The sequence below is a fragment of the Serpentinimonas sp. SSL01 genome, from assembly GCF_056323735.1.
The window spans coordinates 802,108-826,187 of sequence record NZ_CM150487.1; the positions used below are offsets into that span (position 1 = coordinate 802,108).

Below are 24,080 nucleotides of genomic sequence, written 5' to 3' on the forward strand. Positions count from 1 at the left end.
CCACCAGGATTCTCGCTTAGCGCGCCGGCGCTGCAGGGGCGCCTGCCGGGTTGGGCGCAGCGGGCGCAGGCGGCGCTGGGGGTGTAAGCCCAGGGCGCGGTGGCAAGGCGACCGTACCCGGTGTGGCCCCGCCGGGCGTGCTTGGTGTTGCAGGCCGCTGCGCCGGCGAGGGTGCCGGGGCAGCCGGGGCGGCGCCCACTGCAGCTGGAGCGCCCGGAGCACGCGGGGCGGCCGCCGGAGGCGCAGCGGGTGCCGGAGCCACTGCCCCAGCCGGTGACACAGGCAAGATCTGCTCGGTCGGGTTGGCTGGAGGCGGAGCGGGTTGTTGCGGCATGCCCGGGATTTCGTTATCGCGCATGTGCTGGTCCATTTCGCGCCACCCCTCAAAAATTTCGGCCCTCGACATGCGCGGGTTGGAGGCAAAGCAGTCTTCGATGCTGCGCACCGCGTGGCGGCAGGCAGCGCCCACGGCGCGCGCCTCGGCGGCTTGGCGCTGCGTGGCCATACCGGGGGTTTCCAGCCCCAGCATCTCGCAGCCGCTGAGCAGAAAAAAGGCCGGCAGGAGGGCGAGCCATCTCCAGCGGGGCAGGAGCGAGATTGCAGGGTGGATGGACATGGTGGAAGGCATTGTCGGCCTTAAAGCCGCTGACGGGCCAAGAAAAAAGGGGGCACAAGGCCCCCCAGATTGCTCATTCAAGCTGCACCGAGATTGCCCATGAGGCGCACCTTCGGTGCAGTCTGAGTGCAAGCAGAAGGCAGGCGGAAGCAAGCCCGCACGCCCCCTGCGCCACAGATCACTCCTCGCCGCCCATCAGGCCCAGCAAAATCAGCAGGCTCTGGAAGATGTTGAACAGGCTCAGGTAAATGCCCATGGTGGCCATGATGTAGTTGGTCTCGCCACCATCGACGATGCGCTTGAGGTCCACCAGCAACAGCGCGCTGAAAATGCCGATCGCCATGGTGCTCAAAACCGCCATCCAGATCGGGCTGCCGACAAAGATGTTGATCACCATGCCAGCGATCAGCACCAGCACGCCCATGAACAGCCACTTGCCCAAGCCTTCGAGGTCGCGCTTGATCACGGTCGAGAGGCTCGACATGACCACAAACACGCCGGCGGTGCCGGCAAAAGCCGTCATCACCAAGCTGGTGCCGTTCTGAAAGCCCAGCACCATCGCCAACAGGCGGGAGAGCATCAGGCCCATGAAGAAGGTGAAGGCCAGCAGCAGCGGCACACCAAGGGCCGAATCCTTGGTCTTATGGATCGCGTACATGAAGCCAAAGGCCCCAGCCAAGAACACCACCAAGCCCGTCACGCCGCCTAGCGAGGCGGTGATGCCCGTGGCCATGCCCACCCAAGCACCCAACACAGTGGGCAGCATGCTCAGGGCGAGCAGCCAGTAGGTGTTGCGCAACACGCGGTTGCGCTGCTCGGCCGATACGGTAGGGGCGCCGAAGCGGCCCCAAGATTGGGTGGGTTGGTTCATGTGGCAAAACTCCTATAAGGTTCGCAGCAGATTCTAGCGCCGACGGGCAGATAATGTGCACTGGAAAGTGCAGATCAACCCTCAGCCTGAGGCTGCATAGAGTCAACCATTGCAAGGAAAGTTCATGAAAAGCAAATCCGCACTCGATCTGGCCGACGTCAAGGCCGTTGCTGCCGCCGCCGAGGCCGAGGCGCTCAAAAACCACTGGGCGGTGACCATCGCCGTGGTGGACGACGGCGGCCACGCATTGTGGCTTCAGCGCCTCGATGGTGCGCCGCCGATTTCGGCGCAAATCGCGATGGCCAAGGCGCACACCGCCGCGCTCGGGCGGCGCGAGAGCAAGGCCTACGAAGACGTGATCAACCAAGGCCGCACCTCGTTTCTGAGCGCGCCCACGCTGCAGGGCATGCTCGAAGGCGGAGTACCGATCTTCAAAGACGGGCAATGCTTGGGCGCGGTGGGCGTGAGTGGCGTCAAGTCGCCCGAAGACGCGCAGATCGCCAAGGCCGGCATCGCTGCGCTGGGGTTGAGAGGCTGAGGGCGGCCACCATGAAGCGCCTGACCATGTCGCTCGACGACGATTTGGCCGACGCCTTCGACGCCTTGGTGCTCGAGCGCGGCTACGCCAACCGCTCGGAGGCCTTTCGCGACCTGCTGCGCCACGACCTGGGCGCCGCACGCTTGCGCGCGCATCCCGAGCAGCCTTGTGTGGCGGTCATGAGCTACGTCTACGACCACCACCGGCGCCAGTTGTCGACGCGCCTGACCGACCTGCAGCACGAGCACCACGAGTACTCGGTCGCCACCCTGCACGCCCACCTCGATCACCAGCGAGCAGATGCACGAGCGCGGCTTGCGCACCACGCAGCAAGCCTTGGCCACGGCGCCCGGGGTGCTCAGCGGGCAGTGCTTTGGTTTTACGTGCGTCACGATGCGCGGCTTTGCGCAGGCGCTGAGTGTGCCGTTTTTGTTTGACGTTTTGCGCTACCCGGGCTTGGCCATGTCGCCCCGGGGCACCTTTGTTTACGACCACATCGAGGTCATCAAAGGGCCGGCCTCGGTCTTGCATGGGCTGGGCACGGTGACCGGCGCCGTGAACTTTGTGGCCAAGTCTGTCGATGGGCTGCCGCGGCGCGAACTGTTTGTGTCCACCGACCGCTGGCAGGCGCACAACCTGGGCTTAGACCTTGGTGGCACCCTGCAAAACGGCTGGGCCTAGGTGCGCCACGTGGGCCAGCGCTGGGGCGACAACGCCAACACCGTGATGCTACCGTCCTACACCGCGCTCGATTTGAGCGTGGCGCACTGGATCGGCGCCGGCGAGCTGGCGCTGCACCTGCGCAACGCCACCGACCGGGTGTACCTGTCACGCTCCTATGGCGGCGGCGCACAAGCGCTGCTCGGCGAGCCACGGGCGCTCGAAGTCTCGTAACGGGTGCCGTTTTGATGCGCACCGCCCACCACGCGCCTTCCTGGGCATCCTTGGGCTCGGGGCTGCTGCTCGGCTTGGCCCTGTGGCTGGCTGGGGTGGCACCGGCTTGGGCCCACGACACCTGGGTGCAGCCGCTGCAGCTGCGCCCCGTGCTGCACCAGCCGCTGCAGCTGCAGCTGTCGTCGGGCCATGGCCTGCAAGCGCTGGTGGCGCCCAAGCAGCGCCGCCAGCGCAGCCTGCGCCTGAGCACGGTCAGTGGCTTGGTGCAGCGCGCCTGGGGCTGGCGACGCCAACGCGCCCGCGCCGTCACCCACATGGGGCCCTTGGAGCCCGGCTTGGTGTGCGTGCAGCTGGCTTGCGCCGCGCGCCTGATCGAGATCGAGCCCGAAGGCGTCGAGCGCTATCTGGACGAAGTGCAGCCCAGTGCCGAGCTGCGCGCGCTCTGGAGCGCACAGCGGGCACGCGGCGAGCCGTGGCGCGAGCGCTACGCCAAAGAGGCCAAGGCCTATGTGCGTGCCGCCGGCAGCGCCGGCGCGGCCAGCACCTGGCGCCCGCTGCGCGCGCTCGGGCAGCGGCTCGAGCTGCTGCCGCTGCGCGACCCGACGCGCCTGCGGCCGCGCACCCAGTTACCACTTGAGCTGCGCCTAGACGGCCGCCCGCTGGCCGCTGTGGCCTTGCGCTGCCACGACCGCAAAGGCGAGCGCGTGCTGCACACCGCCTGCACGGCCAGCCGCCCTTTGCCCGGCTCGCAGACCCACGCTTGCGCCGCGCGCTGGCGCTGAGCATAGACCGGGAGGCGGTGGCGCGGGTGCTCTACGGCGGTCATGGGGTGGTGGCGCGCGGCCTGCTGCCCGACTGGATGTTTGGCCTAGGCGCGCACGTGCAAGGCTGGGGCCACGACCCGGTGCAAGCGCGTGCCCTGCTGGAAGCGGCCGGCTGGACGCTCGGGCCCGATGGCTTGCGCCAGCGCAACGGCGAGCTGCTGCGCCTGCGCTTGGTGGCGGCGTTCCCCAACTTGGCCGCCGTGGCCCCGTTCCCAGAGCTGCTGCAACAGATGTTGCGCGCGGTGGGTATCGCGCTCGAAATCGTGGCCGTTGACGACTCTGCCCTGTACAGCCAGCGCTTCTTGGAGCCGGGGGCGGGCGATCTGTTTGTGGAACTGGCGGGCAACACCAACCTTGACCCCACCTTTTTGCTCTACAACCTGTTTCACAGCCAAACGCCGTGGCGCGGCTACCGCCACATGGCAGCCGGGGCGGCGCTGGATCGGGCCTTGGACGCCGCCCGCGCCAGCGCCGACGCCGCCCAGTGCCTCGAGGCGGTGCGGCGCGCGCACCGCATCGTCATCGACGAGGCGCTGGCTGCCATCCCGATCCTGCTGGTGCCGCAGTTTGTGCTCTCGCGCCCCGGGGTGCGGCTGACGATGTCCGAGCACCGCGACTGGATCGACTACGGCGCCGCGCTGCTGCCAAACGGGGCGCGCTGATGCGGGCGGCGATCTGGCAGCGCCTGCTGTGGTTGCCGCCGTTGCTGCTGGCGATGTCGATGCTGGCTTTTGCCTTGGTGGCGCTGGCCCCAGGCGACCCGGTGGCGCTCGAAGCCATGCGCGCCGGCATCGTGCTCACCCCAGAAAACGCAGCGGCTTTGCGCCAGCAGCTCGGGCTCGACGGCACGCTGGCCGAGCGCTACTGGCGCTGGCTGCAAGCGGTGCTGCAGGGCGATTGGGGGCACTCGATCGCCAGCGGGCGCCCGGTGGGCCCCAAGATCATGGCCCATTTTGGCCCCAGCCTGCTGCTGGCGCTGAGCGCGCTGGCGCTGGCCATGCCGCTGGCTGTGGGCTTGGGGCTGGCCGCGGCCTTGGCGCGCAGCCCATGGGCGGCAGCCAGTTGGCGCGTTCTGACGCTGCTGCTGGTGGCGCTGCCGGGCTTTTGGCTGGCCTTGTTGGCCTTGCACTTTTTTGCCGTTCAGTGGGGCTGGGTGCGGGTCTTGGGCCAAGGGGAGCTGCGCGATCTGTGGCTGCCGGCGGCGGTGCTGGCGTTGGGGGTGGCGGCACCGGCCAGTCGGCTCATCCGCGAGCGCGCGCTGCAAGTCATGAGCGCAGCGCCGTTCAAGCTGGCGCTGGCCCAAGGGCTGGGGCCGGCGCAACTGCTGCTGACGCGCATTTTGCCCGGCACCCTGGTGCCCAGCATCACGCTCTGGGCCCATACTTTTGGCGTGCTGTTGGGCGGGGTGGTGATCGTCGAGCGCATTTTTGGCTGGCCCGGGCTGGGGCGGCTGGTGCTCGAGGCCATCGCCGAGCGCGACTTCCCCGTCCTGCAAGCCTATCTGCTGGCCATGGGGGTGGTCTATGTGCTGGTCAACTTGGTGGCCGATCTGCTCGCCGCCGCGCTCGACCCGCGCCTGCGCGCCAGCCTAGGGCTGCAGCCATGAGCGCCAGACCCTGGGGTCTGTACACCGGGCTGGCGCTGCTGCTGCTCTTGCTCAGCGGCGTGCTTTGGCCCGGCCTGTGGGCGCCGCACGACCCGCTGGCCCAAGATTGGTTGCGCCGTCTCGAGCCGCCCTCGGCACAGCATTGGCTGGGCACCGATGTGCTGGGGCGCTGCGTTTGGTCGCGGGTGGTTTGGGCGGCGCGGGTGTCGCTTGGGGCGGCGCTGTTGGCGGCGGCGGCGCTGTGCCTGTTGGCCTTGGTCTGGGGCTTGGCGGCGGCCGTGAGCGCGCAGTCGGCGCGCTGGCGCTGGATCGACGCCGTGCTCATGCGCAGCGCCGATGTGCTGTTGGCCTTCCCCACGCTGGTGCTGGCGCTGGCCGTGATCGGCGTGCTCGGGCCGGCGCTGCTGACGCCGCTGCTGGGGCCGCTGGCGGTGCTGACCAGCCTCGAGACCGCGGGCGTGATCTTGGCCCTCGCCAGCCTGAGCTTTCTCGGGCTCGGGGCCCAGCCCCCGACACCCGAGTGGGGCCTGATGCTGAGCGAAGCGCGGCCGTTTTTCCAGACCGCACCGCATTTGCTCTGGGGCCCAGGGCTGGCGCTGCTGCTCACAGCGCTGGTGTTCAACCTGCTGGGCGAGGGCTTGCGCACCCAGATTGACAACCGCGCCGTGCTGCGCTGGTGAGCCCATGCAAGCGCCGCACCCACCCTTGCTCGAGATCCAGCACTTGAGCGTGCAGTCTGGCACCACCACGCTGTTGCATGCGCTCAGCCTGCGCATCGAAGCTGGCCAACGGCTGGCCGTGGTCGGCAGCAGCGGGGCCGGCAAATCGCTGCTCGCACACACCCTCATGGGGCCGCTGGCACCGCCGTTGCGCGTGGCGTCGGGGGCCATCGCCTGGCAGGGCACTGATCTGCTGCGGCTCACGCCGGCGCAGCGCCACCGGCAGCGCGGACTGGGGCAGTTTTTGATCTTTCAAAGCCCCGGGGCCTTGCTTGACCCGATGTTGTCGGTTGGGTGGCAATTGCGCCAATGCGCGGCTCGGGTCGGCGCCGGGCCGGCCGAGATTGTGGCGGCGCTCGAGCAAGTCGGGCTCGAGGCGCAGCCGGTGCTGCGCCAGCACGCCGGCCAGCTCAGCGGCGGCATGCAGCAGCGCGTGCTGATCGCCATGGCCTTGCTGCTGCGCCCGCAACTGGTGTGGGCCGACGAGCCCACCAGCAGCCTCGACTCAGACACAGCGGCCGAGGTGCTGCAGGCGCTGGCGCTGATGCAGCAGCAAACCGGCTGCGCGCTGGTGCTGATCACGCACGACTTGCGCATCGTGGCGCAGCATTGCGAGCAGATCGCGGTGCTCGAACACGGGCGCCTGGTCGAAGCGGCGCAGGTGGCGGCTTTCATGCGCGCCCCGGCCAGCGCCGCCGGGCAAGCCCTGCTGCGCGCCGCCCAGGTGCTGCAAGCGGGAGGCTAGCAGATGATGGCGCCGCAACCCGTGCTCTCTGCCCAAGCGCTGCGCTGCGCCTATGCGGGGCAGGCGCCGGTGCTCGATGGCGTTGCACTTCAGCTGGCGCCGGGCGAGGTCGTCGGCTTGTTGGGGCGCTCGGGCAGCGGCAAGTCAACCTTGGCGCGCTGCTTGGCCGGCTTGCAGCCCTTTGATAGCGGCGAGCTGCGCTGGCGCGCTCAAGTGCTGCCGAGCGCGCGCACACGCGCGCAGCGCCGCGCGATCCAATACGTCTGGCAAGAGCCGCAACTGGCGCTCAGCCCCTACCGCAGCGCGCTCGAGAGCGCACTGGAGCCGCTGGAAGGCTTTGGGCTGGGTGCGCCCGGGCAGCAGCGCGCCACCGCCGCGCAGATGCTGGAGCGGCTGGGGTTGCCCGCCAGCGCGCAGCAGCGCCGGCCGCATCAGCTCTCGGGCGGCCAGTGCCAGCGCGTGGTGCTGGCGCGGGCGCTGCTGGCGCAGCCCGAGGTGCTGCTGCTCGACGAACCGTTTTCGGCCTTGGATAGCGTCACCACGCTGGCGCTGCTCGACGATCTGCCGCAGCTGCTGGCGGGTTCGGGGGCAGCGGTGCTGCTGGTGGCGCACGACCGCAGCTTGGTGCGCCGGCTGGCGCAGCGCGTGCTGTGGCTCGAGGGTGGGCAGCTGAAAGAGGTCAGCGCCGCAGCAGCCACCAAGCCACTGCGGTGGTGATGAGCAAAGGGAGCAACAAGTCGAGCCACATGGTGATCAATCTCGACGGTGTGTGTGGGCTGTGAGCGTTCGTCTGTTAAGGGTGCAGGCTGTGTGGCGGTTTAGCCCGGGCTTGCCGCAGCCAGTTCTTGGTGCAAATGCAGCAAACGCTGGCTTGGGTGGCACTCTGACCAGATGCGCTGTGCCGCATGCACGCATTGGCCGCACTGGGTTCCCACGCCGTGTTCGAACTGGATGGCGTCGAAGCCTTCGCCTTGCTGGGCGCAGGCGGCGATGGTTTTGTCACTGACCCGGCGGCATACACAGACGATCATGGATGAGCTCCTGATGGATTGAACGGATGATAATGATTCGCACTAAAGTCCGCAAGCATTTTTTGATAACCCTTGCAGCGTGATGGCAATAGGAGATTTTGTGCAAGCTGCGGGTTTTTCTGGGCCCGGCAGCCTATGTTTTGGCCCGCGCTTCGGGTAGATTCGCAGCTTTACGATTTAGAACGCTGATACGCCATGACCACGGAGCTACCTCCCATCCCGGCCAAGCGCTACTTCACCATCAGCGAGGTGGGCGAACTGTGTGGCGTCAAGCCGCACGTGCTGCGTTATTGGGAGCAGGAGTTCACGCAACTGCGCCCGATGAAGCGGCGCGGCAACCGGCGTTACTACCAGCACCACGAGGTGTTGATGATCCGCCGCATCCGCGAGCTGCTGTACGAGCAGGGTTTCACCATCCAGGGTGCTCGCAACCGCTTGCAAGAACAGGTGCAACAGGAGCGCGAGCAGCGCCGCAGCGGGGCTTGCACCTTGGCGCCCATGGAGCTGGAGCACGAAAATTCCCCGGATTTTGACCCCGCCGACAACGAAGAAGCTGCGGTGGGTTCCACCCAGGCCTTGACCAACTGGGCCACCGTGCGCACCGAGCTGCTGGCGATACGCCGTTTGTTGGACCAGCCGTGCTAGCGTTCCCGGGAGGCTGCGCGCAGCAGTCCTTCGCAGCATGCTAGAATTTGACCTTCGGCGTGTAGCGCAGCCTGGTAGCGCACTTGCATGGGGTGCAAGGGGTCGCGAGTTCGAATCCCGCCACGCCGACCAACAAACGATCAAAGCCCGGTACCGCAAGGTCCGGGCTTTTTCACGTCTATCGGCCAATCAGCAACAATGGCCTTTGCAAGTCAGCCCTGGGCGACAGGGCCATCCCATGGTAGTGCCACCGACCCATGAGGCCCTCGGCACCGGCAGCCCGCCCCCCACCCGCTTGAGCGCCTCTGGCCGACCTCACGCCTTTGCTCGTGCCCTAAACCCTGACGGAGATTGCACATGACCCAAGCCTACATCTGCGACGCCATCCGCACCCCCATCGGCCGCTACGGCGGCGCCCTGGCGTCGGTGCGCACCGACGACCTGGGCGCCATTCCACTCAAGGCGCTGATGGCGCGCAACCCCAAGGTGGACTGGGCTGCTGTGACCGACGTGCTCTATGGCTGCGCCAATCAGGCCGGCGAAGACAACCGCAACGTCGCCCGCATGAGCAGCCTGCTGGCGGGTCTGCCGCTCGAGGTGGCTGCGGCGACGATCAACCGCCTGTGCGGCTCGGGCCTCGATGCCTTGGGCAGCGCTGCGCGCGCCATCAAAGCCGGCGAAGCCACGCTGATGGTCGCCGGTGGCGTCGAGAGCATGAGCCGCGCGCCGTTCGTCATGCCCAAGGCCGAAAGCGCCTACAGCCGCGCCAACGCGGTGTACGACACCACGATTGGCTGGCGCTTCATCAACAAGCTGATGAAAGACAAGTACGGCGTGGACTCCATGCCAGAGACCGCCGAGAACGTGGCGCTGGAATTCCAGATCGAGCGCGAAGCCCAAGACCGCATGGCCCTGGCCAGCCAGCTCAAGGCCGTGGCCGCCATCGAGGCCGGCCACTTAGCGCGCGAGATCTGCCCCGTTGTCATCGCGCAAAAGAAGGGCGACCCGGTCGTCGTCGATACCGACGAGCACCCGCGCAAAACCAGCCTCGAGGGGCTGGCCAAGCTCAAGGGCGTGGTGCGGCCCGATGGCAGCGTCACGGCCGGCAACGCCAGCGGCGTCAACGACGGTTCGTGCGCCTTGCTGCTGGCCGACGAAGCCACCGCTGCCCAGCAGGGCCTGACACCGAAGGCCCGCATCGTCGGCATGGCCAGCGCCGGGGTGGCGCCCCGCCTCATGGGCATCGGCCCGGTGCCGGCGACGCAGAAGGTGCTGCGCCAGACCGGGCTGACGCTGGAGCAAATCGAGGTGATCGAACTCAACGAAGCCTTCGCGGCCCAAGGCCTGGCGGTGCTGCGCCTGCTGGGCCTGCAGGACGACGACCCGCGCGTCAATGCTTGGGGCGGTGCGATTGCGCTGGGGCATCCGCTGGGAGCCAGCGGGGCGCGGTTGGCCACCACGGCCGTCAACCGCCTGCACACCACGGGCGGCCGCTATGCCCTGTGCACCATGTGCATCGGCGTGGGGCAGGGCATCGCGCTGGTGCTCGAGCGCGTCTGACGGGCCGCGCAGGTGCGGTTCAACGCAGCACGTCACCCACGCAGACGTACTTGAGCTCCAGGTATTCGTCGATGCCGTGGTGCGAACCCTCGCGCCCGAGGCCCGACTGTTTCATTCCGCCAAAGGGCACGTGTTCGGTGGCCAAGATGCCGACGTTGACGCCCACCATGCCGTACTCCAGCGCCTCGCTCACGCGCCAGATGCGGCCCACGTCGCGGCTGTAGAAGTAGCTCGCCAGCCCAAATTCGGTGGCGTTGGCGGCGGCGATGGCTTCTTGTTCGCTCTCGAAGCGGAACACCGGGGCCAGCGGGCCGAAGGTTTCTTCGCGCGCGCACAGCATGGCGGCGTGGCAGTCGGCGAGCACGGTGGGGGCAAAAAACTGGCCGCTGCCCAGCGCGCTCAGGCGCTGCCCACCCACCAGCACGCGCGCCCCTTGGGCCTGCGCGTCGTCGAGGTGGCGCTGCACCTTGTCGAGCGCGGCGGGCTCGATCAGCGGCCCGATGGCCACGCCTTCGGCAAAGCCGTTGCCCACTTGCAGCGTGCCGACCCGGGCCGCGAATTTTTGTATAAAGGCTTCGTAGATGCCAGCTTGCACATAAAAGCGGTTGGCGCAGACGCAGGTCTGGCCGGCGTTGCGGTATTTGCTGGCCAGCGCGCCTTCGACGGCGCTGTCGAGGTCGGCGTCGTCAAAGACGATAAAGGGGGCATTGCCGCCGAGTTCGAGCGCGAGCTTTTTCACCGTCGGCGCGCACTGCGCCATCAGGATGCGCCCGACTTCGGTGGAGCCGGTGAAGCTCAGGTGGCGCACGGTGTCGCTGGCGCACAGCACCTGGCCGATGGCGATCGAGCGCGCGCTGTCGGCGCTGAGCACGTTGAGCACGCCCGGCGGCAGGCCGGCGCGCTGGGCCAGTTCGGCGGCGGCGAGCGCGGTCAGGGGCGTGAGTTCGGCCGGTTTGACGATCACCGGGCAGCCCGCCGCCAGCGCCGGCGCCACTTTGCGCGTGATCATGGCCAGCGGAAAGTTCCAAGGCGTGATGGCGGCGCAGACGCCGATGGGCTGCTTGAGCACCAGCAGGCGCCGATTCGGGTCAAACTGCGGCAGGGTTTCGCCATTGACGCGCTTGGCTTCTTCGGCAAACCATTCGACGAAGCTGGCCCCATACGCGACTTCGCCCCGGGTTTCAGCCAAGGGTTTGCCTTGTTCTGCGGTCATGAGCCGCGCCAGATCGTCTTGGTGCTCCAGCAGCAGTTCGAACCAGCGGCGCAAAATCTGGCTGCGCTGCTTGGCGGTTTGGTTGCGCCAGGCCGGCCAAGCGGCGTGGGCGGCGTCGATCGCCTGCTGGGCCTCGGCCGGTCCGAGGTTGGCGACATCGGCCAGCTTGGCCCCGGTGGCGGGGTCGTGCACGTCAAAGCGCTGGCTGCCGGGCACCCAGCGGCCGTCGATCAGGGCGTCGGTTTTGAGCAGGCTGGGGTCGCGCAGCAGGCTCAAGGGGCAGGCGGTGGGGGTGGGCATAGTCATGGACATGGGGTGGCTGATGCGCTCGTTTGGGGGTTAGGTGCCCGGCAGCGGCTGCCAGTGCGTGTGCGCGGGGCCGAGTGTGGGTGGGGGCAGTGCGGCGCAGGGGCGCTGGCCGTCGAGCAGGATCGGGTGCGCCACCGCGGGCGGGGTGCCCGGCGCGCCATCCTCTGGCGCCGCTTGCGCGGGGATGATCAGGCCGCGCGCCGCCACTTGTGGGTGCTCGAGCACCTGCGCCACGTCCAAAATGGGGGCGCAGGGGATGCCCAGCGCATCGAGCAGCGCGCGCCAGTCGGCGGTGTCGCGCTGGCGCAGCACCGGGCCGATGAGCTCGATCAGCTCCTGGCGGTGTTGCACCCGCGCCGGGTTGGTGCCAAAGCGCAGGTCGCGCGCCAGCAGCGGCTGGCCGATGGCCTCGCACAGGCGGCTGAACTGGGCGTCGTTGCCCACGGCCAGCACGAGGTGGCCGTCGCGGGTGGCAAAAACCTGGTAGGGCACGATGTTGGGGTGCGCGTTGCCCATGCGGCTGGGCCGGGTGGCGCCGATGAGCTGGTTGCTGGCTTGGTTGGCCAGCATGGCGACTTGCACGTCGAACAAGGCGGCGTCGATCACGCGCCCGCGCCCGGTGCGCCCGCGCTCGTGCAGCGCGGCCAAGATGGCGCTGCAGGCATAGACGCCGGTGAGCAGATCGGAGACCGCCACGCCCACCTTTTGCGGCTCGCCGTCGGGGTTGCCAGTGATGCTCATCAGGCCGCCTTCGGCTTGGATGGCAAAGTCGTAACCGGCGCGGGGCGAGAGCGGGCCCGTCTGGCCGTAGCCGGTGATGGAGCAGTAGATCAGGCGCGGGTTGAGGGCCTGCAGATTGGGCGCATCCAGCCCATAGCGCGCCAGTTGGCCGACTTTGTAGTTTTCGATCAGCACGTCGGCCTCGCGCGCGAGCTGGCGCACCTGCTCGATGCCTTCGGGCTGGGTCAGGTCGATGGCCACCGAGCGCTTGCCGCGGTTGGCGCAGACGAAGTAGGCCGATAGCCGCTGCTCGCCTTCGCCCCACCAGGGCGGGCCCCAGGCGCGGGTGTCGTCGCCGCAGCCGGGGCGCTCGACCTTGATCACGTCGGCGCCGTAGTCGGCCAGTATCTGTGCTGCCCAAGGGCCGGCGAGCACGCGCGAGAGGTCGAGCACGCGCACGCCCTCGAGTGGCCGCGGCGGCGCGGCGGCGGGGCTGGCGCTGAAGGGGGCAGGGGGCATGGGGCGTTTGGCTCTCAGTCTCTCAGTTGGCAAAAGCGGCGATGCCCGTGATGGCGCGCCCAAGGATGAGGGCGTGCACGTCGTGCGTGCCCTCGTAGGTGTTGACCACTTCGAGGTTGACCAGGTGCCGCGCCACGCCGTATTCGTCGCTGATGCCGTTGCCACCGAGCATATCGCGCGCTTGGCGGGCGATGTCAAGCGCCTTGCCGCAGCTGTTGCGCTTGAGCAGGCTGGTGAGTTCGACGGCGGCCTGGCCTTCGTCTTTCAGGCGCCCTAGGCGCAGACAACCTTGCAGACCGAGCGCGATTTCGCTCACCATATCGGCCAGCTTCTTTTGAATCAGCTGGTTGGCGGCCAGCGGGCGGCCGAACTGCTGCCGCTCGAGCACGTACTGGCGCGCGCGGGCGCAGCAGTCTTCGGCCGCACCCAGCGCGCCCCAAGCGATGCCGTAGCGGGCGCTGTTGAGGCAGGTGAACGGGCCCTTGAGGCCGCGCACATCGGGGAAGGCGTTGGCTTCGGGGCAAAGCACGTCTTCCATCACGATCTCGCCGGTGATGCTGGCGCGCAGGCCCACCTTGCCGTGGATGGTCGGTGCGCTCAGGCCTTTCCAGCCTTTTTCTAGGATGAAGCCGCGAATGGCGCCTTCATCGTCCTTGGCCCAGACCACGAATACGTCGGCGATCGGGGAGTTGGTGATCCACGTCTTGGCGCCGCTGATCGCGTAACCGCCGGGCACTTTCTTGGCGCGGGTGATCATGCTGCCGGGGTCGGAACCGTGGTTGGGTTCGGTCAGGCCAAAGCAGCCCACCCACTCGCCGCGGGCCAGCTTGGGCAGGTATTGCTGCTTTTGCGCATCGGTGCCAAATTCGTAGATCGGCACCATCACCAGTGAGCTTTGCACGCTCATCATCGAGCGGTAGCCCGAATCCACGCGCTCCACCTCGCGCGCCACCAGCCCGTAGCTCACATAATTAAGCCCAGCGCCGCCATAGGCTTCGGGTATGGTGGGGCCCAGCAGGCCGAGCGCGCCCATTTCGTTGAAGATGGATCGGTCCGTGCTTTCGTGGCGAAACGCCAGTTGCACCCGCGGCAGCAGTTTTGCTTGGCAGTAGGCACGGGCGGCATCGCGCACGGCGCGCTCGTCGGCGCTGAGCTGGCTATCGAGCAGAAAGGGGTCGGACCAATCGAAGCGGGGGCTGGAGGATGGGGTGGGCATGAGGGGCTCGCAGGTGGAGTCGCTGCACGCCGTCGCCCGGCGCACCGACGGGCCAAGTTTAGCGTCTGGCGCAGATGCGCGGTGTCGCCTGATTGCCAATCGCTGCGCGCTGCCCACTCCACCCGTTCATGGCGCTGCCGGGCAGGCCGTCCCCTGCCCAATATCCTCACCAGCGCAAGCTGCGCGCTCCCAGCGCCGCCCCTAGGCCGGCGCAGGCCGCCATGCCCAGCACGTACCAGACGGCCAGAAAGGGGGCGGCCATTTCGGCGCAGTGCAGCGAATAAAGCAGCGCCGCCAACGCGCCAGCCAGCCACCCCGCAGCGGCGCCGCACGCGACCGGTTGCGTGGGGGCCAGCCCGCGCAGGGCCCAAAATAGCCCCAGCCCCAAGGGCAGGGCGGTGAGTACGATGTTGAGGCTGCACACGCGCCAAGTTTGGCCCAGCAACAGATCGAGCCGCTGCGCTGGCGCTGCCTGCCAAAGCACCCATGCCGCCCACAGCCACAGCAACGCCACCGGCAGCAGCACCGCCCAAGCCAGGGTGCCCGCTCGCATCCCGGGGTGCGCTAGGCGCCACAGCAGGGCGGCACCCAAGGCGCTCACCATTGGTGTGCACGATCGGCAGGCGCTGGTGCTCAGGCAGGGCTTCGAGCAGCAGCGCCAGGTCGCGCCGGGTTTCGTGTGCGCTGTCGTGCGCGCTCTCGTATGGGCTTTGGTCGCTGCCGGCAAACAGCGCCAGATCCTCGTCCAGCGGCTCGTTGAGCGCTTCGTGGCGGGAGCGGCGGCGCCACAGATCGACCAGCTTGTAGCGCGCCAGCGCGTGCACCCAAGCGGTCAGCGGCTCACTGCGCCGGTAGGTGTGGCGTTGGGTGTGTATGGCCATCAAGGTTTCCTGAACCAAATCTTCAACTTCATCTGGTAACTTGTTTAAACGATGACGAAAATAACCGCGCAGCAAGGGTGTGATCCGATGCAGAAACTGGTGGTAGGCGGGGCCATCCCCATCCAGCCCCAGCAGGAGCAAGCCGCGCAGTTCGTGCTCGGTTGCAGTCATGTTGCTAGTTCGTTGCATGCAGGCCCAAGGTTACAGCGTCGCAAAAAATTATTTTTTCTGCCCGCACTGTAACCAATCGCTGTGGCCGAGCGAACTAGCAGGTGCCACGGCCTAGCAATGGACGCCACGGCCGGGCACTCCAACCACCCAAAGCATGGAGCTTTTTGATGAACACCAACACCCTTGGAAAATCGCTGGCCGCCGTGGCCACCCTGGCCGCTTTCACGGCCCTGACCGCTACCGTCGTGGTGGCGCAAGACCGCAGCAACACCACTCAACGCGTGGCGCAAGAGCGCTGCTATGGCGTCTCGATGGCGGGCAAGAACGACTGTGCCGCCGGCCCCGACACCAGTTGCGCGGGCAGCGCGCGCACCGACTACCAAGGCAACGCTTGGAAGTACGTGCCGGCAGGCACCTGCACCTCGATCAAAACGCCCACCGGCATGGGTTCGCTCACCCCCATCCGTTCCTGATCCGGGCGCGCTAAGTGGCCGCTATGGATGCGACACAAAATGCCGCACCTGCCAATCCCGGCACCGGGCTTGGCGCGGGGCTGGGGGCGGGGCTGGGGGCGGGCTTGGGCGCAGGTTTGGGCGCGGGCTTGGGCGCGGGCTTGGGCCTGAAGCCGCAACATTACGATGCCGCCTGTGCCCTGCCTTCGAGCCGCACCAGTGGCCTGTGGTTTGAGGTGCACCCAGAGAACTACTTGGTCGAGGGCGGGCCGCGGCTGGCGTGGCTGGAGGCGGTGCGCGAGCGCCATCCGCTGTCGCTGCACGGGGTGTCGATGTCCCTTGCCGGTCCCGATGAGCCCGATGTGCAGCACCTAGAGCGCTTGGCTGCCCTGTGCGAACGGGTGCAGCCGGCGCTGGTGTCGGAGCATCTGGCGTGGTCGGTGCTGGATGGGCATTACGCCCCCGATCTGCTGCCGATCTTGCGCAACCGCCAGGCGCTGACGCGGCTGGAGCGGCGCATCGACCAGGTGCAGGAGCGCTTGCAGCGGCGCATCGCAATCGAAAACCCCTCACACTACCTGCATCTGCCGGGGCACGAGTGGGAGGAGGCCGATTTTCTGAACACGCTGGCGCGGCGCAGCGGCTGCGGCCTGCTGCTGGACGTGAACAACGTGTGTGTGTCGGCGCACAACCTCGGCTTCGACCCGTGGCCGCTGCTGTGCGCCTTTGACCCCGATGCGGTGCTCGAGATTCATCTGGCAGGCCATCAAGCCGACCCCCTGATCGGTGAGGCGCTGTGGGTGGATGCGCACGCGACGCCGGTGTCGGAGGGCGTCTGGCGGCTCTACCAGCGCCTGATCGAGCGCATCGGGCCGCGCCCCACCCTGATCGAGCGCGATGGCGACGTGCCAGCCTTTGACGAGCTGCTGCAGGAGCGCGAGCGCGCTCAGCGCGGGCTGCAGGCCGCTGGCTGGCAGGCGGCGCAGGCAGCAGGATTGCCCGGTATGGCTTTGGCCGGGGCCGCACGGGGCAGGCAAGCGTTTCGACTGGGAGCGACCCATGCAGCAGCTTGATTTGAACAGCTTCCAGCACGCCTTCTGGGCGGCGCTGTGGGCGCCGGAGCCGCTAGCCAACGCTGCGGCCGGGCTTCAAACCCGGCCCGACTGGCAAACCCAGCCCGGTTGGCGGGTCTATCGCAACACAGTGCTCAAGGGCTGCGTGGATGCGCTGCAAGCCAATTTTCCGGCCGTGCAGACGCTCATCGGCGAAGCGTGTTTTAGCGCCTGCGCGATCGAATATGTGCACGCGCAGCCGCCCAGCGACAGCCGGCTGCTGCACTACGGCGAGGGTTTTGCGGATTTTTTGGCGCAGTGCGAAGCCGTGCGCGGCTTGCCCTACCTGCCCGGTGTGGCGCGGCTGGACCGGCTCTGGAGCCAAAGCCACGCCGCCGCCGATGCCCCACACCTGTGGCCCGAAAATTTGCAGGCCCTGGCGGTGACCGATCTGGCCGAGCGGCGCCTGCACCTGCACCCGGCCACGCGCTGGGCCTGGTTTGCCGAGTTGCCCATCGGCAGCCTCTGGCGTGCCGCGCGCGAGCACTGGGACGACCCCAATCCGCCGCACTGGCAGGGCGACGGCCTGCTGTTTGCGCGCGCTGCAACCGGGGCGGTGCAGTGGCAACCGCTGAGCGCATCGGGTGCCGCCTTGCTTGCCGCCTGCGCCCAAGGTCACTCTTTGGGGGTGGCAATGGCGGCGGCACTCGAGGTCCAGCCGGACACCCACCACAGCCCCGACCCGCATCCGGCCCAGACCTTGCACACCTTGCTCAGCCTAGGCGCTTTTTGCCAACCCCCCAACACCAAGCCATGCACATGAACACCCAAGCCAGAGCAACGCATCTGAACACCCATGCCATTACCGATAGTCTGGAGCGCTGGATCAGCCACGCGCTCATCGCCTTGGCCTGCCGCTTTGGCTTGGCCGGGATTTTCTGGTTCTCGGGCCGCACCAAGGTCGATGGCTGGTTGCAAGTCAACGAGTCGGCGCTGCTGTTGTTCGAGCACGAATTCGCCCTGCCACTGATCCCGCCGCTGTGGGCCGCGCACTTGGCCACCTACGCCGAACACCTGTTGCCGCTGCTGCTGGTGCTGGGTTTGGGCACGCGCTGGGCCGCGCTGGGCCTGTTGTGCATGACGGCGGTGATTCAGTTCTGGGTCTACCCAGACGCTTGGCCGACCCATTTGACTTGGGCCGCGGCGCTGCTTTACCTGCTGGGCCGCGGCGCCGGGAGGTACTCGCTCGACCACTGGTTGTGGGGCCGGGGGCTGAGAGGCTGAGCGGGGCAGGTGGTTTAAGGGCTTGTGGGGGCGGCAAGCGACTTATTCGGGCTTTGCTGCGCCCTTGGCCGCCGCCAGCGCCGCACCCAGCAGCGCCAGCCCTTCGTCGAGCAGGGCATCGGAGGCGGTGAGCGGCACCAAGATGCGGATCACGTTGGCGTACAGGCCACACGAGAGCAGCACCAGCCCGCGCGCCAGCGCTTCGGCGCAGACGCGGCGTGTGAGTTCGGGGTCGGGCTGGCGCTGGCTGGGGTGGGAGGCGGGGTGTGCGGCGGAATGTGCAGCGGGCTCGGGCGCAAACAGCTCGATCGCCAGCATGGCCCCTAGGCCGCGCACATCGCCGATTTCGGGGTGCAGCGCTGCCAGCGCCTGCAAGCCGGCGCGCAGCCGCGCTCCCACGGCTTGCGCGCGCGGCAACAGCTGCTCTTGCTCGAACACGTCGAGCACCGCCAGCGCGGCCGCGCAGGCCAGCGGGTGCCCGGCGTAGGTGCCGCCCAAGCCGCCGGGGGCGGGGGCGTCCATCAGGTCGGCGCGGCCGATCACGGCCGACAGCGGAAAGCCGCCAGCCATCGACTTGGCCATGGTGATCAGGTCGGGGCAGGCCTGCGGCCCCCACTGCTCGCACGCCAGCCAGGTGCCGGTGCGGCCGGCGCCGGTCTGGATTTCGTCGGCGATGAGCACGATGCCGTGCTGGTCGCACAGCGCGCGCAGGGCTTGGGCAAACTCGGGTGGGGCCACGTAAAAGCCGCCTTCGCCCTGCACCGGCTCGAGGATGATGGCGGCCACGCGCGCGGGCTCGAGGTCGTACTTGAAAAGGTGCTCGAGCGAGCGCAGCGCGTCGGCCACGCTCACGCCGTGCAGCGGGTTGGGGAATTCGGCGTGGTAAATCTCGGCCGGAAAAGGCCCAAAACCGCTTTTGTAGGGCGCCACCTTGCCGGTGAGCGCCATCCCGAGCAGGGTGCGGCCATGAAAGCCGCCGCCAAAGGCGATCACCGCCGAGCGCTTGGTGGCGGCGCGGGCGATCTTGACCGCGTTTTCGACCGCCTCGGCCCCGGTGGAGAGGAAAAAGGCTTTTTTGGCAAAGTCGCCGGGCGCGAGGGCAATCAGGCGCTCGGCCAGTTCCACGTAGGGCTCGTAGGCCAGCACCTGAAAGCAGGTGTGGTGGTACTGGTCGAGCTGCGCCTTGACCGCCTGCACGATGCGCGGGTGCCGGTGCCCGGTGTTGAGCACGGCGATGCCGCCCGCAAAGTCGATGTAGCGCTGGCCTTGCACGTCCCAGACTTCGGCGTTGTCGGCGCGCTCGATGAACACCTCGTAGGTCTGGCCCAGCCCGGCGGGCAGGGCGGCGCGGCGGCGCGCCATCAGCGCGGCGTTGGTGGCTGGGGTGGTGGGGGTGGCGGGCGCGGTGCTGGGTGGGGTGCTGGGCGGGGTGTTCATGCGGGGTTGCGGGTGGAGCGGTGGTCGGGGCTGCGGGTCGGGCTGCGGACGGGTCGCGATTCGCAAGGGCGGCGTGCGCTCGGGCAGAGGGGCCTCAAACGTCCCAAGTCGAGCCGTGTTCGGGCACCAGCGCGCTCCAGCGCAGCTCGGTTTCGATGCGGCGGCGCAGCGTGTCGGCGGCATCGGGCTCGCCGTGGATGACAAAGGCGCGTTGCGGCTGGCCGGGAATGGCGCGCAGCCAGTTCAGCAGCTGCGGCGCGTCGGCGTGCGCCGACGAGGCGTGCAGTTGCAGCACCTCGGCGCGCACCGGCCAGTCTTGGCCGTGGATGCGCAGGCTGCTGCCACCCTGGGCAAGCGTGGCCCCGCGCGTGCCGGCGGCCTGAAAGCCGGTGAGCAGCACCAAGTTGCGGTGGTCGCCCAAATACAACTGCAGGTGGTGCAGCACGCGGCCACCGGTGGCCATGCCGCTGGCCGACAGGATGATTTTCGGGCCGTGCTGGCGCGCAATGGCCTTCGACTGGTCGGCGCTGCGCGTCATGGTGGCGGCGCGCGCCATGGCGCTGCATTCGGCCGCGCTCAGGCGGTGCTCGCCTAGGTGCTGGGCAAACAGTTCGGTGCTCTCGATCGCCATCGGGCTGTCGAGGTACACCGGCAGCGACTCTGGGATGCGCCCCTGCTGCTTGAGCACGACGATGGCGTGCAGCAGCGCCTGCGCGCGCCCGACCGCAAACACCGGGGCGACCACGGTGCCGCCCCGTGCCGCCACGCGCTGCAGCGGCCCGGCCATTTCATCGACCAGGTTCTCGCTGGGGTGCTCGCGGTTGCCATAGGTGGATTCGACGAACACCGCATCCGCCCCCGGTGGGGCTTCGGGCGGGAACATGAGCAGGTCGTCGCAGCGCCCGAGGTCGCCGGAAAACAGCAGCCGCCGCCCCCCGACTTCGAGGTACAGGCTGGAAGCGCCCAAAATGTGCCCGGCGCCATGGAAACGCGCCTGCCAGCCCGGCAGCGGCTCGAAAAGCCGAAGCGGCGCCACGCTGTGCAGCTGCTTGAGGCACTTGCGCGCGTCTTGCTCGGTGTAGAGCGGCAGCGCCGGCTGGTGTTTGGAAAAACCCTTGCGGTTGGCGAACTGGGCGTCTTCTTCTTGGATGTGGCCGCTGTCGGGCAGCAGGATGCGGCACAGGTCGCGCGTGCCCGGCGTGCACCAGACCGGGCCGCGGTAGCCTTGGCGCACCAGCAGAGGCAGGTAGCCGCTGTGGTCGAGGTGCGCGTGCGTGAGGGCCACGGCGTCGATGCCGCCAAGCGCCACGGGCAGTGCGGCCCAGTTGCGCAGCCGCAGCTGCTTATAGCCCTGAAACAGGCCGCAATCGACCAGCAGGCTGCGGCCCGCGTGCTGCACCAAAAACTTGGAGCCGGTGACCGTGCCGGCGCCGCCCAGGAAAGTGACTTGGACGCTCATGCGCCCATTTGATCACAAAATCAGGAGAAAAAAGCCTTGGCTTTCTCGAACCAGCCCTTGTCGTTCGGGCTGTGTTTGTTGCCGTTTTTCTGGAACGATTCGTCGAGCTCGCGCAGCAGCCGGCGCTGGTGTTCGGTGAGCTTGACCGGGGTTTCGACGTTGACGTGGCAGTACAGATCGCCCGGGTAGCTCGAGCGCACGCCCTTGATGCCGCGCCCGCGCAAGCGAAAGGTCTTGCCGTGCTGGGTGCCTTCGGGGATGTCGATGTTGGCTTTGCCGGTCAGCGTGGGCACGGCGATCTCGCCGCCCAGCGCCGCGGTGGTGATGCTCACCGGCACGTGGCAGTGCAGGTCGTCGCCCTCGCGTTCGAACAAGTCGTGCTTGCGCAGCCGGATTTCGATGTACAGATCGCCCGCCGGGCCGCCGTTGCGTCCGGGCTCGCCGTTGCCGCTGGAGCGGATGCGCATGCCGTCGTCGATGCCGGGTGGGATCTTGATTTCGAGCTTTTTGAACTTCTTGACCTTGCCTTGGCCACCGCAGGCGGTGCAGGGCTCGGGGATGATCTTGCCGCTGCCGTGGCAGTGCGGGCAGGTTTGCTGCACGCTGAAAAAACCCTGCCGCATTTGCACCACGCCAGCGCCGTTGCAGGTCGGGCAGGTTTTGACGCTGGTGCCCGGCTTGGCGCCGCTGCCGTTGCAGGTGCCGCAGTCGTCCCAGCTCGGGATGCGGATTTCGGCGTCTTTGCCGTTGGCGGCTTCTTCGAGCGTGACCTCCATCGCGTACGACAGATCGCTGCCGCGATAGACCTGCCGCCCGCGCCCGGCGCCGGCGCGTTGGCCGCCAAAAATATCGCCAAAAATGTCACCAAAGGACTCGGAAAAGCCGCCAAAACCTTCGGTCCCGCCACCGGGGCCGCGCATGTTTGGATCGACGCCGGCGTGGCCATACTGGTCGTAGGCGGCGCGCTTTTGCGCATCGCTCAGCATCTCGTAGGCCTCTTTGGCCTCTTTGAATTTTTCTTCGGCCGCCTTGGCCGCTGCACCCTGATTGCGGTCGGGGTGGTGCTTCATCGCCAGCTTGCGATAGGCTTTTTTGATGTCTTCGTCGCTGGCGCTCTTGGGCACGCCCAGGATCTCGTAAAAATCGCGTTTGGCCATTTGGGTACCCGGTTGGTCATGCAGCGCAAACGCCGCGCCCGGGCGGTGGAGGCCCTGAGTCGCGGCGGCGCGCCTGCTGCGTGGCCGCGCTCGGGGCGCGGCACTACAGCGATGGATCAATCCTTCTTGACTTCTTTCACTTCGGCGTCGATCACGTCGCTGTCGGCGGCGGAGCGCGAACCACCCGCGCCCGCTGCGTCGCCGCCAGCGCCGGCCGCACCCGCGGCCCCTGCCGCCGCTGCGCTGGCTTGCTGGTCGGCGTACATTTTCTCACCCAGCTTCTGGCTCGCGCTCATCAGGTCGGCGCTGCGGGCTTCGATGGCGGCCTTGTCCTCGCCCTTGACGGCTTCTTCAACCGCCTTGATCGAGGCTTCGATCGACTCTTTTTCGGCCGCCTCGAGCTTGTCGCCGTACTCTTTCAGGCTCTTGCGCACCGAACTGACCAAGGCGTCGGCTTGGTTGCGCGCCTGCACCAGTTCCACTTTTTTGTGGTCTTCGGCGGCGTTGAGCTCGGCGTCTTTGACCATGCTCTGGATTTCGGCCTCGGTCAGGCCCGAGTTGGCCTTGATCGTGATCTTGTTTTCTTTGCCGGTGCCTTTGTCTTTGGCGCCCACGTGCAAAATGCCGTTGGCGTCGATGTCAAAGCTCACCTCGATCTGCGGCAGGCCGCGCGGTGCCGGCGGGATGCCCTCGAGGTTGAACTCGCCCAGCAGCTTGTTGCCGGCGGCGATCTCGCGCTCGCCCTGAAACACCTTGATCGTCACCGCCGGCTGGTTGTCGTCGGCGGTGGAGAACACCTGCGCAAACTTGGTCGGGATGGTGGTGTTCTTGCTGATCATCTTGGTCATCACGCCGCCCATGGTCTCGATGCCCAGCGACAGCGGCGTGACGTCGAGCAGCAGCACGTCGGTGCGCTCGCCCGAGAGCACCTGGCCCTGGATCGCAGCGCCCACGGCCACCGCCTCGTCGGGGTTGACGTCTTTGCGCGGCTCTTTGCCAAAGAACTCTTTGACCTTTTCTTGCACCCGGGGCATGCGCGTCATGCCGCCGACCAGAATCACGTCGTCGATCTGGCCCACGCTCACGCCCGCATCTTTGATGGCGGTGCGGCACGGCGCGATGGTGCGCTCGATCAGCTCATCGACCAGCGCTTCGAGCTTGGCGCGGGTGAGCTTGATGTTGAGGTGCCGCGGGCCCGAGGCGTCGGCGGTGATGTAGGGCAGGTTGAGGTCGGTCTGGGTCGAGTTGGAGAGCTCGATCTTGGCCTTTTCGGCCGCTTCCTTGAGGCGCTGCAGCGCCAGCACGTCTTTGGTCAGATCGACGCCTTGTTCTTTCTTGAACTCGGTCACGATGTAGTCGATGATGCGCTGGTCGAAGTCTTCGCCACCCAAGAAGGTGTCGCCGTTGGTCGAGAGCACTTCGAACTGTTTTTCGCCGTCGAGGTCGGCGATCTCGATGATCGAGATGTCGAAGGTGCCGCCGCCGAGGTCATAGACCGCGATCTTGCGGTCGCCCTTGCCGTGCTTGTCGAGGCCAAAGGCGAGCGCGGCGGCGGTGGGTTCGTTGATGATGCGCTTGACATCGAGCCCGGCGATGCGCCCGGCGTCTTTGGTGGCTTGGCGCTGGCTGTCGTTGAAGTAGGCCGGCACCGTGATCACGGCTTCGGTGACGCTTTCGCCGAGGTAGTCTTCGGCGGTTTTCTTCATCTTGCGCAAAATTTCGGCGCTCACCTGCTGTGCTGCCAGCTTCTTGCCGCGCACCTCCACCCAAGCGTCGCCGTTGTCGGCGCGCACGATGCTGTAGGGCATCAGACCGATGTCTTTTTGCACCTCTTTTTCTTCAAACTTGCGCCCGATCAGGCGCTTGACGGCATAGACCGTGTTCTTGGGGTTGGTCACGGCCTGGCGCTTGGCCGAGGCGCCAACCAGAATCTCGCCGTCCTCTTGATAGGCGACGATGGAGGGCGTGGTGCGCGCGCCCTCGCTGTTTTCGATCACGCGCGTGCTGTTGCCTTCCATGACCGAGACGCACGAGTTGGTGGTGCCCAGATCGATGCCGATGATTTTGCCCATGTGTGGCTCCTAGAGTCTGAAAATGCTGAAATAAAAACGACTGCGGCGCAGATGTGGCCGATGGGCCGGATTTCAAGCGCTGCGGTTTG

Annotated in this window: 27 protein-coding genes, 1 tRNA gene and 2 pseudogenes; 18 read left to right on the forward strand and 12 right to left on the reverse strand. The window is 67.6% G+C overall.

The window, feature by feature from the left end; genetic code table 11:
• Positions 1-16: 16 nt before the first annotated feature.
• Positions 17-505: a hypothetical protein gene (locus ACVMK0_RS03865; RefSeq protein WP_476464367.1), complete on the reverse strand. Its 489-nt coding sequence runs from the start codon at positions 503-505 to the stop codon at positions 17-19.
• A 289-nt stretch (positions 506-794) separates the two neighbouring features.
• A complete protein-coding gene (locus ACVMK0_RS03870) occupies positions 795-1,487 on the reverse strand; it encodes a Bax inhibitor-1 family protein (RefSeq protein ID WP_045535170.1) in 693 nt (230 codons plus the stop codon).
• Between the two features lie 124 nt (positions 1,488-1,611).
• Between ACVMK0_RS03870 and ACVMK0_RS03875 the strand changes: the two genes are divergently transcribed.
• From ACVMK0_RS03875 to ACVMK0_RS03920, 10 genes and pseudogenes are all read left to right on the forward strand, one after another.
• Positions 1,612-2,025 carry a GlcG/HbpS family heme-binding protein gene (locus tag ACVMK0_RS03875; protein WP_045535172.1) on the forward strand — a complete coding sequence of 138 codons (414 nt, stop codon included), beginning with the start codon at positions 1,612-1,614 and terminating at the stop codon, positions 2,023-2,025.
• 11 nt (positions 2,026-2,036) lie between these two features.
• The gene (nikR, locus tag ACVMK0_RS03880; RefSeq protein WP_476464368.1) at positions 2,037-2,462 is read left to right on the forward strand and encodes a nickel-responsive transcriptional regulator NikR; all 426 of its coding nucleotides are present in this window, start codon (positions 2,037-2,039) and stop codon (positions 2,460-2,462) included.
• Positions 2,359-2,706 (forward strand): annotated as a pseudogene (locus ACVMK0_RS03885) (hypothetical protein); the annotation flags it as partial. The gene nikR and the pseudogene ACVMK0_RS03885, both read left to right, overlap by 104 nt.
• Positions 2,707-2,919: a hypothetical protein gene (locus tag ACVMK0_RS03890; protein ID WP_476464369.1), complete on the forward strand. Its 213-nt coding sequence runs from the start codon at positions 2,707-2,709 to the stop codon at positions 2,917-2,919.
• 14 nt (positions 2,920-2,933) lie between these two features.
• A complete protein-coding gene (locus ACVMK0_RS03895; protein WP_144400262.1) occupies positions 2,934-3,701 on the forward strand; it encodes a DUF4198 domain-containing protein in 768 nt (255 codons plus the stop codon).
• Entirely contained in the window at positions 3,680-4,405 is a 726-nt protein-coding gene (locus ACVMK0_RS03900) for an ABC transporter substrate-binding protein (RefSeq protein ID WP_476464370.1), read from the forward strand. Before ACVMK0_RS03895 ends, ACVMK0_RS03900 begins: the two co-directional genes overlap by 22 nt.
• Positions 4,405-5,349 carry an ABC transporter permease gene (locus ACVMK0_RS03905; protein WP_045535179.1) on the forward strand — a complete coding sequence of 315 codons (945 nt, stop codon included), beginning with the start codon at positions 4,405-4,407 and terminating at the stop codon, positions 5,347-5,349. The genes ACVMK0_RS03900 and ACVMK0_RS03905 overlap by 1 nt, the downstream gene beginning before the upstream one ends.
• Positions 5,346-6,029 carry an ABC transporter permease gene (locus ACVMK0_RS03910; RefSeq protein WP_250960058.1) on the forward strand — a complete coding sequence of 228 codons (684 nt, stop codon included), beginning with the start codon at positions 5,346-5,348 and terminating at the stop codon, positions 6,027-6,029. Before ACVMK0_RS03905 ends, ACVMK0_RS03910 begins: the two co-directional genes overlap by 4 nt.
• 4 nt (positions 6,030-6,033) lie before the next feature.
• Positions 6,034-6,813, forward strand: a complete 780-nt coding sequence (locus tag ACVMK0_RS03915; RefSeq protein ID WP_476464371.1) for an ATP-binding cassette domain-containing protein — start codon at positions 6,034-6,036, stop codon at positions 6,811-6,813.
• A 3-nt stretch (positions 6,814-6,816) separates the two neighbouring features.
• Positions 6,817-7,530, forward strand: coding sequence for an ABC transporter ATP-binding protein (locus ACVMK0_RS03920; protein WP_476464372.1), 714 nt, complete (start codon positions 6,817-6,819; stop codon positions 7,528-7,530).
• A gap of 101 nt (positions 7,531-7,631) precedes the next feature.
• On the opposite strand, the gene ACVMK0_RS03925 is transcribed toward ACVMK0_RS03920, so the two are convergent.
• The gene (locus tag ACVMK0_RS03925) at positions 7,632-7,844 is read right to left on the reverse strand and encodes a (2Fe-2S)-binding protein (protein WP_476464373.1); all 213 of its coding nucleotides are present in this window, start codon (positions 7,842-7,844) and stop codon (positions 7,632-7,634) included.
• A 195-nt stretch (positions 7,845-8,039) separates the two neighbouring features.
• Between ACVMK0_RS03925 and ACVMK0_RS03930 the strand changes: the two genes are divergently transcribed.
• The 3 genes from ACVMK0_RS03930 (at position 8,040) to pcaF (ending at position 10,049) form a co-directional block, all read left to right on the forward strand.
• Positions 8,040-8,489, forward strand: a complete 450-nt coding sequence (locus ACVMK0_RS03930) for a MerR family transcriptional regulator (protein WP_476464374.1) — start codon at positions 8,040-8,042, stop codon at positions 8,487-8,489.
• Between the two features lie 55 nt (positions 8,490-8,544).
• Positions 8,545-8,621 (forward strand) — tRNA-Pro (locus tag ACVMK0_RS03935).
• A gap of 225 nt (positions 8,622-8,846) precedes the next feature.
• Positions 8,847-10,049 (forward strand): 3-oxoadipyl-CoA thiolase, encoded by a 1,203-nt coding sequence (gene pcaF, locus ACVMK0_RS03940; RefSeq protein ID WP_476464375.1) that lies wholly within the window; start codon positions 8,847-8,849, stop codon positions 10,047-10,049.
• A gap of 19 nt (positions 10,050-10,068) precedes the next feature.
• Here pcaF and ACVMK0_RS03945 read toward each other — a convergent pair whose 3' ends face one another.
• The 4 genes from ACVMK0_RS03945 to ACVMK0_RS03960 all read right to left on the reverse strand — a co-directional run bounded on the left by ACVMK0_RS03945 (position 10,069) and on the right by ACVMK0_RS03960 (position 14,630).
• On the reverse strand, positions 10,069-11,562 hold the full coding sequence (locus ACVMK0_RS03945; protein WP_144400371.1) for an NAD-dependent succinate-semialdehyde dehydrogenase: 1,494 nt from the start codon (positions 11,560-11,562) through the stop codon (positions 10,069-10,071).
• Positions 11,563-11,601: 39 nt separating this feature from the next.
• Positions 11,602-12,810, reverse strand: coding sequence for a CaiB/BaiF CoA transferase family protein (locus ACVMK0_RS03950; RefSeq protein ID WP_476464376.1), 1,209 nt, complete (start codon positions 12,808-12,810; stop codon positions 11,602-11,604).
• Positions 12,811-12,832: 22 nt separating this feature from the next.
• Positions 12,833-14,026 carry an acyl-CoA dehydrogenase gene (locus ACVMK0_RS03955; RefSeq protein ID WP_476464377.1) on the reverse strand — a complete coding sequence of 398 codons (1,194 nt, stop codon included), beginning with the start codon at positions 14,024-14,026 and terminating at the stop codon, positions 12,833-12,835.
• Positions 14,027-14,192: 166 nt separating this feature from the next.
• Positions 14,193-14,630, reverse strand: a complete 438-nt coding sequence (locus tag ACVMK0_RS03960) for a DUF1109 domain-containing protein (RefSeq protein ID WP_052468402.1) — start codon at positions 14,628-14,630, stop codon at positions 14,193-14,195.
• A gap of 4 nt (positions 14,631-14,634) precedes the next feature.
• Between ACVMK0_RS03960 and ACVMK0_RS03965 the strand changes: the two genes are divergently transcribed.
• Positions 14,635-14,946, forward strand: coding sequence for a hypothetical protein (locus ACVMK0_RS03965; protein WP_476464378.1), 312 nt, complete (start codon positions 14,635-14,637; stop codon positions 14,944-14,946).
• Here the strand turns inward: ACVMK0_RS03965 and ACVMK0_RS03970 are convergent.
• Positions 14,857-15,096, reverse strand: a pseudogene (locus ACVMK0_RS03970) (sigma-70 family RNA polymerase sigma factor); the annotation flags it as partial. The gene ACVMK0_RS03965 and the pseudogene ACVMK0_RS03970 overlap by 90 nt on opposite strands.
• A gap of 149 nt (positions 15,097-15,245) precedes the next feature.
• On the opposite strand from ACVMK0_RS03970, the gene ACVMK0_RS03975 reads away from it, so the two are divergent.
• The 4 genes from ACVMK0_RS03975 to ACVMK0_RS03990 are packed head-to-tail and all read left to right on the forward strand — an operon-like array spanning position 15,246 to position 17,866.
• Positions 15,246-15,551 (forward strand): BufA1 family periplasmic bufferin-type metallophore, encoded by a 306-nt coding sequence (locus tag ACVMK0_RS03975; RefSeq protein ID WP_476464379.1) that lies wholly within the window; start codon positions 15,246-15,248, stop codon positions 15,549-15,551.
• 23 nt (positions 15,552-15,574) lie between these two features.
• Positions 15,575-16,603 (forward strand): MNIO family bufferin maturase, encoded by a 1,029-nt coding sequence (gene bufB, locus ACVMK0_RS03980; protein WP_476464380.1) that lies wholly within the window; start codon positions 15,575-15,577, stop codon positions 16,601-16,603.
• Positions 16,590-17,405: an HvfC/BufC N-terminal domain-containing protein gene (locus ACVMK0_RS03985; protein WP_476464381.1), complete on the forward strand. Its 816-nt coding sequence runs from the start codon at positions 16,590-16,592 to the stop codon at positions 17,403-17,405. The genes bufB and ACVMK0_RS03985 overlap by 14 nt, the downstream gene beginning before the upstream one ends.
• Complete coding sequence (locus ACVMK0_RS03990; protein WP_045535194.1) at positions 17,396-17,866, forward strand: DoxX family protein; 471 nt, start codon at positions 17,396-17,398, stop codon at positions 17,864-17,866. The genes ACVMK0_RS03985 and ACVMK0_RS03990 overlap by 10 nt, the downstream gene beginning before the upstream one ends.
• A 42-nt stretch (positions 17,867-17,908) precedes the next feature.
• Here the strand turns inward: ACVMK0_RS03990 and gabT are convergent, their stop codons facing one another.
• The 4 genes from gabT to dnaK form a co-directional block, all read right to left on the reverse strand.
• Positions 17,909-19,303 (reverse strand): 4-aminobutyrate--2-oxoglutarate transaminase, encoded by a 1,395-nt coding sequence (gene gabT, locus ACVMK0_RS03995; RefSeq protein ID WP_476464382.1) that lies wholly within the window; start codon positions 19,301-19,303, stop codon positions 17,909-17,911.
• A gap of 94 nt (positions 19,304-19,397) precedes the next feature.
• Positions 19,398-20,762 carry an MBL fold metallo-hydrolase RNA specificity domain-containing protein gene (locus ACVMK0_RS04000; protein ID WP_476464383.1) on the reverse strand — a complete coding sequence of 455 codons (1,365 nt, stop codon included), beginning with the start codon at positions 20,760-20,762 and terminating at the stop codon, positions 19,398-19,400.
• A gap of 20 nt (positions 20,763-20,782) precedes the next feature.
• On the reverse strand, positions 20,783-21,919 hold the full coding sequence (gene dnaJ, locus ACVMK0_RS04005; protein ID WP_045535200.1) for a molecular chaperone DnaJ: 1,137 nt from the start codon (positions 21,917-21,919) through the stop codon (positions 20,783-20,785).
• Between the two features lie 116 nt (positions 21,920-22,035).
• The gene (dnaK, locus tag ACVMK0_RS04010) at positions 22,036-23,991 is read right to left on the reverse strand and encodes a molecular chaperone DnaK (RefSeq protein ID WP_476464384.1); all 1,956 of its coding nucleotides are present in this window, start codon (positions 23,989-23,991) and stop codon (positions 22,036-22,038) included.
• Between the last annotated feature and the right edge of the window lie 89 nt (positions 23,992-24,080).